Genomic DNA, 15,325 nt, shown 5'->3' with positions numbered 1-15,325 from the left:
CTGCAACCGATTGATTTTATTAGACGTGACTAAATCCTCGGCACGGGGCCGAGGATGGCGTCGGGGCTGAGGGAATGCCCCACGACGCCCTCACTACCCCTTAGGACAGACGCTTCAGCGAGGAGGCTTCCGGCTGCGGGCCGGGTTTCGTCGTGTCGTTATTGTCGGCGGATCTGTTGCGCAGCGCCGCATAATAGGCGTTCTTCTGCTCGTACATGTTCATATCGGCACGGCGCACCAGCGATTCCATCGTCTCTCCGGCCTCGCTGGTCGCCACGCCCAGTGACAGGCTGAGCGGCGCGCTGGAATAGAACTGGTTGTTGATCTTCAGCAGCTCATAAACGGTTTCGACCATGGCGGCGGCCACCTGCCTGTCGGCGCCGGGAAGAAGTATGGCGAATTCGTCGCCGCCAATGCGCGCCGCATGGTTCGGCGCGGTCACCACGCCGTTCAGCACCTCGCCCACACGCCGCAACAATGCGTCGCCGGCATCGTGTCCGAGCCTGTCATTGGCGTCCTTCAGGCCGTTGAGATCGATGACGATGGCCGAAACCGGCCTGAGCGCGCTGCGCTCCAGCCGGTTCAGCTCGTCCGAATAGAAGGCGCGGTTGTGCAGCTTGGTCAGAACATCGTGCTTGCCGAGATATTCGAGATAGGCCTCCGCCTTCTTGCGCGCGGTAATGTCCGTCAACGCCACCTGCACCAGCGACCAGTCGCGCTCATGGCCGGGGAAGACGGAAAAATGCAGGAGCACGTGCCGCTCCGAACCGTCAAGCGCGTAATTCACCACCTCGCGATGGTGGGTGAGATTGCCGTTCCAAAGCTCCATCAGCTGTTCCCGGAACGGCTTTTCCATCTCGCCACGGAAAATATCGCCGAGTCGCTGCAACAGAACCTGCCGGTCCGGCGCGCAGAACAGGTCGAGCGTGGCGCGGTTGACGTCGATGACGCGGATTTCGCTCATGCATTGCCGCACGAATTCGGGATGCACATCCATGAACACGCGGAAATCGATGATACCGCGCTCCCTGACCTCCTCGATCAGCCGCCGCACCCGGCTGAAATCCTCCACCCACAGGGAAACGGGCGAATGTTTGAACATGCCTTCGGCGTAACGGCGGTTGAGAAGCTCCTTGCGGCGCGCCTCCTCCCGCTCCGTCACATCCTCGGTGGTCAAAAGCAGCCGCCCGAGGGTTTCTTCATGGCCGGGTATGACCGCGCCGCGCAACTGGATATCCAGCCGCTTGCCGCCGATTGAATAATTGACCGCGTTGCTGGTGAATTCCGTCTTGCCCGCCCAGAGCTCGGAAAGCTCGTTCACATGGCTCTCCAGCATGTCGTCACGAAAAATCCGGTGTAGATTGTCGACGAGATGCGCCTGATCGCGGGCCTCGAACAGTTCCAGCGTCCTGGCGTTGACCTTGATCACGCGGATTTTCTGCGAGCAGGCCGCCACCCTCGATAAATCTTCCAGAAGAAACGCCCGGATATCCTCGACGCCTTGCGATCGCCAGATATCGAACTGGCTTTTCACCTCGCTGAAATCCTCGATCCACATCGCCACGGGGGCAAGATTGAAGACATTGGTATCGATTATCTCATTCATACGGGAGGTCTTCTCAAGGATAGCAGGCGAATGCCGAAACGGTGCGCAACGGCGATAGCCGTCCGCATAACCGGATTTATTAGTGATATTCGATCTAACGCAAGCATTTATCGCGCAAACCGCCGGATTGCGCGATAATTCATGGGTTTTGCCGATATGACGCCCGTTACCAGAGCTTCACGTGCCGGTTCACATCCTTATAGAGCAGGTAACGGAAGCGGCCCGGCCCGCCCGCATAGCAGGCCTGCGGGCAATAGGCGCGCAGCCACATGAAGTCACCCGCCTGCACTTCCACCCAGTCCTCGTTCAGCCGGTAGACGGCCTTGCCTTCCAGCACATAAAGGCCGTGTTCCATCACATGGGTTTCCATGAAGGGAATGGTCGCGCCCGGCTCGAAGGTGACGATGTTGAGATGCATGTCGTAACGCACGTCTTCCGGATCGATGAAGCGGGTCGTCGCCCATTTGCCGTCCGTATCCGGCATGGCCGACAAAGCGTGCTCATCCTCATGCGTGAAGATAGCCGGCGGCGGCTCCAGCCCGTCGACCGCCTGAAACGCTTTGCGGACCCAGTGGAACTTGACGGGCGCCTTGCCCGAATTGCGAAGCTGCCAGCGGGAACCGGCCGGCAGGAAGGCGAAGGAGCCCTCCCGCAAGGCATGCGGCACGCCCTCGAATTCCACGGTCATTTCGCCGTCGACAACGAAGATCGCCGCTTGCGCCCTTGCGTCCGGTTCCGGCCGGTCGCTGCCGCCGCCCGGCTGCACCTCGACGATATATTGCGCGAAGGTTTCGGAAAAACCCGTCATTGGCCGGGCGATGATCCAGGCCCGGGTGCCGGTCCAGTGCGGCAGCACGCTCGTCACGATATCGGACATGACGGTTTTGGGGATGACCGCATAGGCGGTCTTGAACACCGCCTTGCTCGACAGAAGTTCCGTCTGTCCCGGCAGACCACCCATATCCGAATAATATCTCTTCATTTCAGCCATTCCATTCTGCAACGCATTCGGCGCGGATTCTTAGGCCCGCGCCGGCGTTTAATCAAATGGTTATTGGCAAGCAGAGACTGGCCCGAAGGATGTCACGCCTTCTTACGCATCGTAGCGTAGACGATATTGTGGTTCTCCCCGAAGAACACATCCGCCTCGATGCCTGCAGGATCGGCGCTGGCATTGACGATCCGCCACATATCCGCCTTGGAGCGCAACAGCAGCGCCCAGTTCATGAAGGTTTCCATGTAACCGTCGACGACGATGTCCTCCGAGAAATTGGCGAAGAGGAACATGCCGCCGGGCTTCAGCATTTCCATGCAGCGCCGCGTGAGTTTGATCGCCACGCGGTCGTTCAGATAGTCGTAGAGACCGGCCGCATAGATCAGATCGAAAGTGCCGAGTTCCTGCGTGCGCAGGACGATATCGCGCACGGAACCGTCGATCGCCTCGATGCAGCTGCCGTTGAAATCGCGGGCGACGGAACCGACGCTCAAGGGGTCCTGATCGAGCGCTACCCAGCGCTTGATCTTGCCCTCCTTCAGCGCCACGGAGGCATCCGCCTCACGCAGATGACCGGAAGCGATGGTGAGGATTTCCGTCTCACTACCGTGCCGGGCCGCAGCCTCATCGACGAACCGCGTCAGCAAATCGCGCCGCTCGCGCACGGCGACCGAGGAACTGGCATCCTTCGTGTAGTCGTAAAGGGCCGCACCGAGCGGCGTGGCTTTATTTACCAGTTCGGCAACACTGTCGTGGCCATAAATGAAATCGAGCAGCTGCGCATCGCCCGAATAACCCCGCGGCTTTTCGAAAGACCAGCGCGTGAACGGGTCCTCCAGAAAATGGACCGAAACAGGGTGATTCTGCACCAGCGGAATCAGTTCAGCCCACACGCTGGAGTGGAGCTTCTCACGCAGACCATGCAGTGCGCCCGCCGTTCTATGTATTATCTCACGTGCTGAAATACGATTGTCGAACTGCTGCTGTGCCAATTCGAGAATGAGCGCAATCTCTGCTTTCGCAACGGCGAACTGCTCATCGAATGTTTCCGTTCTGCGTTCAAAAATCTCTTTTGCGACAGTATCCGGGGTAATCAGACTTGCCCCGTCAAGATTTTTCTTCTTTACCCGCACCACTTCAGCCTCCAGTATTAACACATTGTTAACTATACGTTTCTGGGAGGCGGAAGGCCACTCGCTTTCGATTTTTGAGCGGTGTAGGGATACATTAGTAAATTAGCGTATTTTTTTGGTCACACTCGTGAGGACGGGAGAAAGCAGATACGCGATTTAGTGAAACTTAATGTTGCGAACGTATGATGCGTTCTTCCTTTCCATGTTCTCCGCACGCATCGGCAGAGATCGACGGGAACCCGCACTGGGTGCGACAGCACACGGAAAAGTGGAATAAGCAGTTACTTAATAAAGTATACGCAACACTATGGGAAAGTGCATGAAGCACACATTGGGAGAGGTGAGTGGACAGCAAGACTATCGGCGGCCGGACTCCCGGTTTTCTGATGAACTCCTTGCCCTTTACCAGCAGGAAGGTGAGCGCAGCCGCCGCGGTTCTATCCGGCGCGGCCTGTGGACCGCTGTCTTCATCTATCTGCTGTTTGCCGCAACCGACATCATTCTGATACCCGACGTCGCTTTTTACACCATTATCGCACGTCTGATTGTTGTGTTGTCATCCCTGCTGACGCTGGAGATTCAGCTAAGCAAGGGCGCCAGCACCGCGGCGCTCGATCTCACCTGCGCCACCGCTCTCGTCATGGGCTATATCGGCTGGCTGCTGCCGTCGCTGTTGACCGACAATACCGAAAACATGTCCTATTACATGGTTTTCGGCGCGATCTTCATGATGGGCGCCAATCTGTTTTTCACCTTCCGCTTCCATCTGTCGCTGGTGTCTTCAGGCATTATTCTCGTCACCTATTTTCTGGCGGCAACGCAGTTTCCCGAAGACAGCTTCTACAAGTTCGCCTTTGGCACCTTCTACATATCGTGTTTCGTCTTCACTTCTTACGTAAACTGGAATCTGAACCGGGAGCGCTACCACGTCTTCGTCAACGGGCTGGAGGCGAAGGCCCAGCAGAAGGCGGCTGACGAACGTGGCCAGGCGCTACTGCGGCTTTCCAATACCGATTCCCTGACGGGCCTGCAGAACCGCCGCGCCATCGACCACCATCTGCGCCTGCTGTGGGACAACTGGATCAGGAAGGAAGAAGGCTTTGCCGTTTTCCTGATCGATGTCGACTTCTTCAAGAAATACAACGACCGTTACGGCCACCAGGAAGGCGACAAATGCCTGGTGACGGTAGGCAAAGCCCTGCAGAATGCGATCACCGAACATGGCGCTTCCATCGGCCGCTATGGCGGCGAGGAATTCATCGTGCTGGCGCCGTTCAAATCCAAGCAGCAGGTGGGTGAGCTTGCCGAGACGATCCGCCACACCGTTGAAGACCTGTCGCTTGCGCATGACCAGCGCCGGGATGGCACCTTCATCGTCACCGTCAGCATCGGTGCGTCCTTCACCCGTCCCAACGTGGACGGCAAGCTGGAAAAGATCATCAACGAGGCCGACCGCGCGCTTTATATCGCCAAGGGCAATGGCCGCAACTGCATGAAGCTGTTCGACCCGGACGATCCGCAGACCAGCGACGAGACGGAAAACATTGCCGCCCTGCTGAAAATCGCTGTCGCGGAAGATCTCGTTTCCCTCGTCTATCAGCCTATTCTCAACGTTTCGACCAACGAGACCGCGGGGGTCGAGGCGCTGATGCGGCTTCGCCTGCTGGATGGCAATCCAGTCGCACCCGGTATTTTCATTCCGATTGCCGAACGCACCGGCACGATCATGGAACTGGGCCTGTGGACCATCAAGACCGTCTGCAAGCAGATACTGGCCGATGACAAGGTGGCGGTCGTCAGTGTCAACGTGTCGCCGATGCAATTGAAAAATCCGGGTTTCGCCACCTCGGTGGCCGCCATTCTCGTGGAGGCGGGAATTGCCGGCAACAGGCTTGCCTTCGAAATCACCGAAGGCGTCGACATGGAAATGCATTCGGACGTGCTGCGTTGTCTGAACGACCTGAAAACGCTCGGCATCAATATCTGGCTGGATGATTTCGGAACGGGTTTTGCCGGCCTTTCGTGGCTGCGCATGACGGATTTCGATACCGTCAAGATCGACCGCTCCTTCCTGCATGACAGCAAGACCCCGCGTGGCCGGGCGATGCTGCAGGACATGATCCGCCTCATCCGCAACCGCGGCCACAAAATCCTGATCGAAGGCGTAGAGACCGAGGAACAGTTGAGGCTCGTGCGTCAGATGGAGATCGACTACGCGCAGGGTTATTATATCGGCCGTCCCATTGGGGCCGAAAGGCTGGGCGCGGCGGCAGCGCCCTATCCGCGCCCGAATATGCTGCTGCGACCCGCCTGAACACGGGATGACGGCGGAACGACGCCGTCAGCCGCAGGCCGCTTTAATGATAAGCAGGCGGGTTGACCGAGAATTTTACGGCAAGCTCCGAGAAGGCCGCCCGCGTGACGGGATCGACAGGAGCCCCTTCCCTCTCCCGCCTTGCCGCCACCGCCCACTCCCGGTCACCCGGCGCCATCACCTTGCAATCTTCCCGAACGGGGGATCCGCGCAGGACCTCGAGATAACGTTTCATGCCCTCGTCGAACACCTCGCGTTCCAGGAAGGCTTCCGGCTTCAGCGCCAGAACGAAAGCCCCAAGCCCGCGCGGCGTGGAAAAATCCGGCCCGCCCATGGGAGCGATATCGAAGCTGAGTTTCATGCCCGTGAGAACAGCGCTGAAAATCTCGACCATTCCCGCAAGTGCGGCCCCCTTGAAACCGAACTCGCCGCCGACCGGGGCAAGCATTTCAACGGCATGGGGATCGCGGGTATCGACGCCGTCGCCGTCAGAGGCCACACCTTGCGGCAATTGCTGGCCGAGGCTCCGGTAAAGCAGGACACGGTTATAGGGCACCGCGCTGGTGGCCATATCCAGCAGCCAGGGCATGTCATCCGCTGCCGGCACACCGATGGCGATTGGATTGGTGCCGTGGAAACGCATGGCGCCATCGTGCAGGCGCACGAAACTGTCGGAATTGCAGAAGGTGAGGCCAATATAGCCCTGCCGCGCCGCTTCCAGCGCATATGCGCCGGCCGGGCCGAAATGCGATGAGTTGCGGATCGCCACCGCGCCAATGCCGATTTTTTCCGCGAGCACCATGGCGCTGTCCATCGCCGCATAGGTGGCGCGGGCGCCATGGGCGTGGTCGGCGTCGATCGTCTCCACCGCGCCGAAGCCCGAAACGCGGCGGATCTGCGGCCGCCGATTGAGACGCCCGCCTTCGAGAGCGGTAATATAATGTGCGAGGAGGCGCACACCGTGGCTGTCCACACCGAGCCTTGTGCCGTGCATCATGGCGCGGGTCGCCGCATCGGCCGTTTCGTCATCGGTGCCGGCGGCCAGAAAAACGGTGCGGCAAAACCGCTCCAGCTCACCCAGGCTCGCCAGAACGGTGGCTTTTTCATTGCTGTGCGCCATGAGGGAATCCTCCCAATTCCAGAATCCATGCCGCACAAGCTATTCACGGGGCGCGTTTTTGCAATCGAATATCGCGCGCCCCGAGGGCTCAATCAGTCTTCCGCTCCCATGGCATCGTAAGAAGAGCGTTCGCCGGCGATAATCGCGCGTTTGCCGACATGGTTGGCAGGCCCGACGATGCCTTCCTGTTCCATACGCTCGACCAGCGAAGCGGCACGGTTGTAACCGACGGACAGGCGGCGCTGGATATAGGATGTGGAGCACTTCTTGTCGCGCATCACCACCTTGACGGCCTTTTCATAAAGATCGTCGCTATCGTCCTCACCCATGGCGGTCTTGTCGAAAACAGCGGCTTCCTCTTCCGCCTCTTCGTCGGTTTCGTCAGCGTCTTCGGTAACGGTGCCGAGATATTCCGGACGTCCCTGCGTCTTCAGATGCGCGACCACCTTTTCCACTTCCTCATCCGAAACGAAGGGACCGTGGACACGGGCGATGCGGCCGCCGCCCATCATGTGCAGCATATCGCCCTGGCCGAGCAGATGCTCCGCGCCCTGTTCACCGAGGATGGTGCGGCTGTCGATCTTCGAGGTCACCTGGAAGGAGATACGGGTCGGGAAATTCGCCTTGATCGTACCGGTGATGACATCGACCGACGGGCGCTGGGTTGCCATGATGAGATGGATGCCGGCCGCACGCGCCATCTGCGCCAGACGCTGGATCGCGCCTTCGATTTCCTTGCCGGCCACCATCATCAGGTCTGCCATTTCGTCGACGATGACGACGATATAAGGCATGGCCGTGAGGTCCATTTCCTCCTGCTCGTAGACCGCCTCGCCGGTGGCGCGGTCAAAACCACTCTGCACGTTGCAGAACACCGTCTCGCCCTTGGCGCGGGCGGCAGCGGCCCTTGCATTGTAGCCGTCGATATTGCGCACGCCTAGACGCGACATCTTGCGATAACGGTCTTCCATTTCGCGCACGGCCCACTTCAACGCCATGACCGCCTTTTTCGGATCGGTAACCACAGGCGTCAACAGATGCGGAATACCGTCATAAACGGAAAGCTCGAGCATCTTGGGATCGACCATGATGAGACGGCACTCTTCCGGCTTCAGACGATAGAGCAGCGACAGGATCATGGTGTTGATGGCGACCGACTTGCCGGAGCCGGTGGTGCCGGCGACCAGCAGATGCGGCATCTTCGCCAGTTCGGCGATGACAGGTTCGCCGCCGATGGTCTTGCCGAGGCAAAGTGCGAGCTTCTGGCGGGTCTCGGCATAGTCTGTCGCTTCGATCAGTTCGCGCAGATAAACCGTCTCGCGCACCGGGTTCGGCAGTTCGATGCCGATGACATTTCGGCCTGGCACAACGGCGACACGGGCCGAGAGCGCCGACATGGAGCGGGCGATATCATCCGAGAGACCGATGACGCGCGAGGACTTGACGCCGGGGGCGGGCTCGAACTCATACAGCGTGACGACGGGGCCCGGACGGACATCGATGATCTCGCCCTTGATGCCGAAATCCTCCAGCACGCTTTCGAGAAGCCCGGCGCTCTGCTCCAGCGCTTCCGGCGTCATGGTCGTGGTCTGCTGGACGCGGGCCTCCTGCAGAAGATCGATGGAGGGATATTCATATTCCCCTTCGGCGAAAACAGGCGCTTCGCGGAACATCGGCTGCGAGGCCTGGATGGGCGCGCGTGGCGTGAAGCGCGGCTCGGCCGCAATTCTCTCAACCGGCTGAACCTGCTCCACAGGTCTCGGCGTCTCGACAACCATCGGCGCTTCCGCGACGGGCAGCGGCGCGACTTCCTGTTCTACCGCCGGAAGGGCGGCAGGAACGACGGACTGACGCACGCCAATCTCGCGGTAAAGCCGGATTGCGGAACCGCCCGGCACGGTGACGACCGGAGGTTCGGACGAAAGCACGATCGCAGCCGCTGCCGGCGACACGACGGCCGCCGGCGCGACTATCGTTGGCGCCGTGACGACCGAATTTGCAAGAACGGCGCGCGTGGACGCAGAAACGCCCTCGCCGGCACTGCCCGGCAGATCGAGCGTCATCACTTCCCAGAAAAGCTCATCCGGCAGATGGGCGGCGAAAGCAGGAATGGCGGCCTGAGCGGCCTCGACAGCAGGCGCGACGGATTGCGGCTGAACCGACGGGGATACCTGCGGCACAGGCGCTTCCACGGCTACGGAGATACCCTCCTGAACCGGCATCTGCGCAGCGGCAGCCGCCTCTTCCGCCTGCTTGCGGGCAAGCTCCAGCCGCAATTTGTAAGTCAGCGCCCTGGCGCCCCGGGCCTCCGGCGGCTGCGGCAGAAACGGCATGCGCGGCGGCGGCACGCGCTGTTCAGCGGGCTTCACGACGGGTTGAGGGACAGAAACCTCCTGCTGCACGGCGTGTTCCTGCTCCACCGTTTCAGGCGGGGCGGCAGCTGGGATTTCCTCTTCCGGAATATTGGGTGTCTCGACCGGCATGCGCCGGGCAAAGGCGCTTTCCGGCGTGCGGGTGAAACGCACATTCGGGCCGAGCACGAAAGCATTCTGCCAGCCGGGCATCTCGGCGCGGCCTTCAATGGCATCGGCTGCGCTGACATCGGCATTCGGCCGGGGTGCCGCGCCCGCCTTCATTCCCGCCGTCTGCTGACCGGCAACCGACTGGCCGCCGGCATGACGAGCCTTCTCGCTCCCCTCCCCTACGCTATTGGACGAATTCTGGAATCTGGATCGGGAGAAACTCATGGCAGCGTGCACACTCATCATAAACGTACATATTTCGGTCTCCCTGAAATAGAAAATAAAGGTTAATTACCCCTTTCCAAACGGGGTCACCGCGGCAGATTTTCGCTCCGCCCACAGGGGCAACGGGACACACACGGCCGAAACGCCGGCATCCCAACCACCTAATTTCATTGCGTTAAATCAATTTTCCGGAACATCGCCGCCGGCGGGACCGCAGCAGGAGAAAAGCACATTGCCACCAGAAAGCATATTGTTTCCGCAAAGGCCCACGCAACGTAAAATCATTGCTGTAAAGCCCGCGAATTAACGTGGACACTGCCGAGGTTGCAGTCTTAAGATCGGCCGCCGCGGACCAAGTGGAAAGGCCCGCCCAGCCCTCGTTTCCGGAGTGAATCATGTCGCCTGTCCACCTGTCCCGCCGCTCGCTTCTCAAGACGTCACTCCTTCTTGCCGCAACCACGGGTTTGGCGGGCATCGCCGCCGCGCAGGAGGCGGCACCAGGCGGAAGGCTGATCGTCGCGGCCGATTCGGAGCCGAAGAACCTCAACCCGGCGATCGTCGCCTCAAACGGCGTGTTTTATATTGCCAGCAAGATCGTCGAGCCGCTGGCCGAAGCCTCCTTCGATGGCAAGGATGGGCTCACACCGCGGCTTGCGACCGAATGGCAGGGATCGGATGACGGTCTCAGCGCCACTTTCAAACTGCGCGAAGGCGTGTCCTGGCATGACGGCAAGCCGTTCACCTCGGCGGATGTCGCCTTTTCGGCGCTCTCCATCTGGAAGCCGCTGCAGAATCTCGGACGGCTGGTCTTCGCCAATCTCGAGAAGGTGGACACGCCGGATGAACACACGGCGATCTTCCGCTTTTCCAAGCCGACGCCCTTCCAGCTCATCCGCAACGCGCTGCCGGTCGTCACCAGCGTCGTGCCGAAACATCTTTATGAAGGCACCGATATCGCCACCAACCCGGCCAATACCAAGCCGGTCGGCACCGGGCCTTTCGTCTTTGCCGAATACAAGCCCGGCGAATATTATCGCCTGACCCGCAATCCCAATTACTGGGGCAAGGACGAACCGCAGCTCGAAGAGATCATCTACCGCGTCCTGCCGGACCGGGCGGGCGCCGCTTCCGCGCTCGAAGCAGAGGAAATTCAGCTCGCCGCCTTTTCGGCCGTGCCTCTGGCCGATCTCGACCGCATCTCGAAGGTGCCTGGCATCAAGGTCATTGCCGATGGTTACGAGGCGCTGACCTATCAGCTGGTGGTCGAAATCAACCATCGCCGCAAGGAACTTGCCGATCTCAAGGTCAGAAAGGCCATCGCCCACGCCATCGACAAAAAATTCGTCATCGACAAGGTCTTCCTCGGTTACGCCACGGCATCCACAGGCCCGGTGCCGAAGAACGCACCTGAATTCTACACCGACGATGTCGAGACCTATGATTTCGATGTGGCCAAGGCCAATGCCCTGCTGGACGAGGCGGGTTATGCGCGCGGCCCGAACGGAACACGTTTCTCGCTGAAACTTCTGCCGGCGCCCTATTTCAACGAAACCAGGCAGTTCGGCTCCTATCTTCGTCAGGCGTTGCAGGAAATCGGCATCGATGCCGAGTTGGTCAACAATGATTCAGCTGCTCACCAGAAGGCGGTCTACACCGATCATGCCTTCGACCTCGCCATCGCGCCGCCGGTCTTCCGCGGCGACCCGGCAATTTCCACCACCATTCTCGTGCGTTCCGGCATTCCGGCGGGCGTCGGCTTCTCCAATCAGGGCGGTTACGAGAAAAAGACGCTGGACGAATTGATCGACAAGGCGTCGATAACGGTCGACACCGCCGCGCGCACGGCGCTTTACAAGGATTTCCAGAAGCAGGTCGCCGCCGATCTGCCGCTGATCAACGTTGCCGAATGGGGCTTCATCACGGTGGCGCGCGATACCGTCAAACATGTCGCCAGCAATCCCCGCTGGGCCGTTTCCAACTGGGCGGATACGGCGGTCGATACGTAAGGACGCATCGTGAAGCGTGCAGTAACATTGCTGAAGCGAAGGGCAGTCAGCGCCATTCCGGTGCTGCTGATCGTTCTCATCTTCACTTTCGTACTGCTTGAAAATGCATCCGGAGACGCGGTGGACGCCTATCTCGTCTCCATCGGCGGCGGCGATGCCGGGCTCAGGGATGTGTTGCGCGAGCAATATGGCCTGAACGGTTCGGTGCTGGCCCGTTTCTGGCTCTATGCCAGCTCGGTGCTGCGGCTCGATCTCGGCTGGTCGCTTGCCTTCGACCGGCCGGTGCTGGGGCTGATCCTCGAGCGGCTGCCGAACACGCTTCTCCTGATGGGCAGCGCCACCGCATTCGCCTTCATCCTCGGCACCGGGCTTGGTATTGTGGCTGGCGCGCGTCCCGGAGGGCTGACGGATCGCGTGCTTTCAACGCTTTCGCTGGCGCTTTACGCCACGCCCGGCTTCTGGCTCGGCCTCGTGCTGGCCATCGTCTTTGCCGTTCAACTCAAATGGCTGCCCACCTCAGGCATCGAAACCATCGCCTCGGGCAAGCAGGGATTTGCAAGGGCATTCGATATTGCCCGCCATCTCGTGCTGCCGGTCGCCAGTCTCGGCCTCATTTATCTCGCGCTTTTCCTGCGCGTCATGCGCACTGCCATGGCGGCGGTCTGGCCGCTGGATTTCGTGCTTTTTGCTCAATCCAAGGGACTTTCCAGGAGACGGATCGTGCTGCGCCATGTCGCGCGCAACGCCGCTCTTCCGCTTGTCACCGTGCTCGGCCTGCAGGCTGCAACCATGCTGGGCGGCAGCGTGGTGATCGAAAGCGTCTTCGCCATTCCCGGTTTCGGCCGGCTGGCGCAGGAGGCGGTCAGCGGCCGTGATACGCCGCTTTTGATGGGCATTATTCTGACAAGCGCCGTCTTCGTCATTCTGGTCAATCTCGCCCTCGATATTGTCTATGCCGTTCTCGATCCGCGCATCGGCAGCGGGGAGCGACAGGCATGAGTTTCGCTCTCCGGCTGCTGCGCAGTTTCGAAGGCGCCACGGGCACCATCATTCTGGTGCTGCTTGCCGTGGCGACGCTTGCCGCCCCCCTCCTCTTTCCGGGCGACCCGCTGGCCATTGTCGGCGAACCGCTGATCGCGCCGTTTACGGATGCCACCCTGCCGCTGGGCACCGACCGGCTGGGCCGCAATGTGCTGGCCGAGCTTGCCCATGGCGCGCAGGCCTCCCTGCTCGTCGGCATGGGTGCCGCCGCCGCCGCGCTGGTGATCGGCACCGTCATCGGCACCATCGCCGGTTTTGCGGGCGGCCTCGTGGACGAAACATTGATGCGCGTCACCGACGCCTTCCAGATCGTGCCGAATTTCCTGCTCGCGCTCGCCTTCGTCAGCACCATCGGCCCTTCCATGCCCATCGTCATTCTCGCCATTGCGCTCGGCGCATGGGCGGATCCCGCGCGGCTGATGCGCGCGCAGGTGTTGAGCATCCGCGAGCGCGACTACGTGCAATCCGCCCGCGCCATCGGCATGCATCCGCTGGAAATCGCCTTCCGGCAAATCCTGCCCAACGCTCTGCCGCCGGTTCTGGCGCTGGCCGCCATCATTGTAGCGGCAGCCATCCTCACAGAAGCGGCACTGTCCTTTCTCGGGCTTGGCGATCCCAATATCGTCACTTGGGGTTCTATGATCGCCGAAGGACGCAACGTCCTGCGCTCGGCCGCGTTTTTGTCCGTCATCCCCGGCATCGGCCTTTTGATCACCGTTCTCGGCGTTTATCTTCTCGGCGAAGGCATCAACAGGGCGATGGCGACAAGGAGGCAAGCGCCATGAGCGGAAATGCGCTGTGCCGGATCGACGATCTCAGCGTTTTTTATGCGGCAGGCGATGCACCGGCCTTGCAGAATGTTTCGCTGACGATCCGGCATGGGCAGAGGCTGGCGATCATCGGCGAAAGCGGTTCGGGAAAATCCACGCTCGGCAGAGCCATTGCCGGTCTTCTTCCCGGCAATGCACGGGTTTCCGGCGATATTTCCTGGAGCCGCGATAGCGGCCTGTTTCACGGCAGGCCACAGCCGGGGCGCGATATCGGCACGATCTTTCAAGATACCGGCGCGACACTCAACCCGGTTCTCACCATCGGCGAACAGGTGGCGGAAGGCGCCGTGCGGCATCTCGGCCTGTCATGGAGGCAAGCGCGCGATCTTGCCCGCGATCTTCTAGAGCGGGTGCGGCTGCCGCATCCCTCCCATCTGCTCGCCGCCTATCCGCACCAGCTGTCCGGCGGCCAGAGGCAGCGCGTGGCGATCGCCGCCGCCATTGCCGCCAGTCCTTCGATCCTGATTGCCGACGAGGCCACGAGCGCGCTCGATACGGTCAGTCAGGCCGCCATCGCCACGCTGCTGGCCGATCTGGTGCGGCAGGAAAACAAGACGCTGGTCTTCATCACCCATGATATCGGCCTTGCTTCCAGCCTTGCCGACGAGATCGCGGTTCTCCGCGCGGGGCTGCTGGTCGAACACGGCCCGACGCGGCGGGTGCTTTCCGCACCCAGCCATGACTATACGCGTGCGCTGCTTGCCGACTATCTCGATCTCTCCACCCCGCCGCTCATCAGCGAGGCCGCGTCATGAACGAGGCCCTTCTGAGCGTCAACGGACTGTCGAAAACCTATCGCACCGGCGCAAGAACGGTGGCGGCGCTTTCCGACATTTCCTTTTCGCTTCAGCCCGGCGAGACGCTGGGGCTTGCCGGTCCCTCCGGCTGCGGGAAATCGACACTGGCGCGAATTCTGATGCGGCTGGTCCCGGCCGACGAAGGCACGATCCATTTCAAAGGCCGTGACTGGCTGGCGCTGGGCAGCGGGCACCTTCGCGCCGCCCGCCAGCATATGCAGATGGTGTTTCAGGACACGCATGGCGCCTTCAATCCGCGCGCCAGCGTCGAGGATGCCATCGGCGAGCCCTTGCGCATTCATCACATGGTCAAAAGACGCGAGCGTGCGGCGGAAATACACCGCCTTCTCGAGCGCGTCGGCCTGCCCGCCAGCTATGCCGGCCGCTCGGTCTTCGAGCTTTCCGGCGGCCAAAGGCAGCGTGTCGCGATTGCACGGGCGATTGCGCTCAAACCGTCGCTTCTCATTCTGGACGAAGCCGTCTCCGCGCTCGATGTTTCGGTTCGCCGGCAAATCCTCGAACTGCTGGTGGAAATACAGCGGGAGACGGCCGTTTCCTGTATTTTCGTTTCCCATGATCTCGCGGTCATCCGGGCCGTCTGCCACCGCGTCGCCATCATGGAAGCGGGGCGGATCGTTGAAATCGGCAGGACGCGAAATATCGTCTCGGCACCGCAATCCTCGACCGCCAGAACCCTGATCGACGCCGCACCGCGCCTGACCATTGCCACGTAAGGA

Annotated in this window: 11 protein-coding genes; 6 read left to right on the top strand and 5 right to left on the bottom strand. The window is 60.9% G+C overall.

Features of this window, described 5'->3' with window-relative positions:
- Positions 1-100: 100 nt before the first annotated feature.
- The 3 genes from RAC79_RS22155 to RAC79_RS22145 all read right to left on the bottom strand — a co-directional run bounded on the left by RAC79_RS22155 (position 101) and on the right by RAC79_RS22145 (position 3,736).
- Positions 101-1,606 carry a diguanylate cyclase domain-containing protein gene (locus RAC79_RS22155; protein ID WP_374997543.1) on the bottom strand — a complete coding sequence of 502 codons (1,506 nt, stop codon included), beginning with the start codon at positions 1,604-1,606 and terminating at the stop codon, positions 101-103.
- Between the two features lie 166 nt (positions 1,607-1,772).
- Positions 1,773-2,597, bottom strand: a complete 825-nt coding sequence (locus tag RAC79_RS22150) for a bifunctional allantoicase/(S)-ureidoglycine aminohydrolase (protein WP_078052735.1) — start codon at positions 2,595-2,597, stop codon at positions 1,773-1,775.
- A gap of 92 nt (positions 2,598-2,689) precedes the next feature.
- Entirely contained in the window at positions 2,690-3,736 is a 1,047-nt protein-coding gene (locus RAC79_RS22145) for a class I SAM-dependent methyltransferase (RefSeq protein WP_161987804.1), read from the bottom strand.
- Between the two features lie 316 nt (positions 3,737-4,052).
- Between RAC79_RS22145 and RAC79_RS22140 the strand changes: the two genes are divergently transcribed.
- Complete coding sequence (locus RAC79_RS22140) at positions 4,053-6,047, top strand: bifunctional diguanylate cyclase/phosphodiesterase (protein WP_174039851.1); 1,995 nt, start codon at positions 4,053-4,055, stop codon at positions 6,045-6,047.
- Positions 6,048-6,090: 43 nt separating this feature from the next.
- Here the strand turns inward: RAC79_RS22140 and RAC79_RS22135 are convergent, their stop codons facing one another.
- Positions 6,091-7,167 (bottom strand): Ldh family oxidoreductase, encoded by a 1,077-nt coding sequence (locus tag RAC79_RS22135; protein WP_174039852.1) that lies wholly within the window; start codon positions 7,165-7,167, stop codon positions 6,091-6,093.
- Between the two features lie 92 nt (positions 7,168-7,259).
- Complete coding sequence (locus RAC79_RS22130; protein ID WP_174039853.1) at positions 7,260-9,935, bottom strand: DNA translocase FtsK; 2,676 nt, start codon at positions 9,933-9,935, stop codon at positions 7,260-7,262.
- A gap of 374 nt (positions 9,936-10,309) precedes the next feature.
- Here RAC79_RS22130 and RAC79_RS22125 point away from each other — a divergent pair, with 374 nt between their 5' ends.
- From RAC79_RS22125 to RAC79_RS22105, 5 genes are read left to right on the top strand one after another with little or no spacing between them, the layout of a single operon-like run.
- Positions 10,310-11,920: an ABC transporter substrate-binding protein gene (locus tag RAC79_RS22125; RefSeq protein WP_174039854.1), complete on the top strand. Its 1,611-nt coding sequence runs from the start codon at positions 10,310-10,312 to the stop codon at positions 11,918-11,920.
- 9 nt (positions 11,921-11,929) lie between these two features.
- Positions 11,930-12,919, top strand: coding sequence for an ABC transporter permease (locus RAC79_RS22120; RefSeq protein ID WP_174039855.1), 990 nt, complete (start codon positions 11,930-11,932; stop codon positions 12,917-12,919).
- Positions 12,916-13,746 carry an ABC transporter permease gene (locus RAC79_RS22115; protein WP_174039856.1) on the top strand — a complete coding sequence of 277 codons (831 nt, stop codon included), beginning with the start codon at positions 12,916-12,918 and terminating at the stop codon, positions 13,744-13,746. The genes RAC79_RS22120 and RAC79_RS22115 overlap by 4 nt, the downstream gene beginning before the upstream one ends.
- Positions 13,743-14,546: an ABC transporter ATP-binding protein gene (locus tag RAC79_RS22110; protein ID WP_142844576.1), complete on the top strand. Its 804-nt coding sequence runs from the start codon at positions 13,743-13,745 to the stop codon at positions 14,544-14,546. Before RAC79_RS22115 ends, RAC79_RS22110 begins: the two co-directional genes overlap by 4 nt.
- Positions 14,543-15,322: an ABC transporter ATP-binding protein gene (locus RAC79_RS22105; protein ID WP_142844577.1), complete on the top strand. Its 780-nt coding sequence runs from the start codon at positions 14,543-14,545 to the stop codon at positions 15,320-15,322. Before RAC79_RS22110 ends, RAC79_RS22105 begins: the two co-directional genes overlap by 4 nt.
- Positions 15,323-15,325: the final 3 nt, after the last annotated feature.

Origin of the sequence: Agrobacterium sp. LR_9, from assembly GCF_041954855.1 — a bacterium.
Classification (GTDB): domain Bacteria; phylum Pseudomonadota; class Alphaproteobacteria; order Rhizobiales; family Rhizobiaceae; genus Agrobacterium; species Agrobacterium leguminum.
Note: the sequence above shows the minus strand (reverse complement) of the source record. Positions and strands in the feature narration are given on the sequence as shown.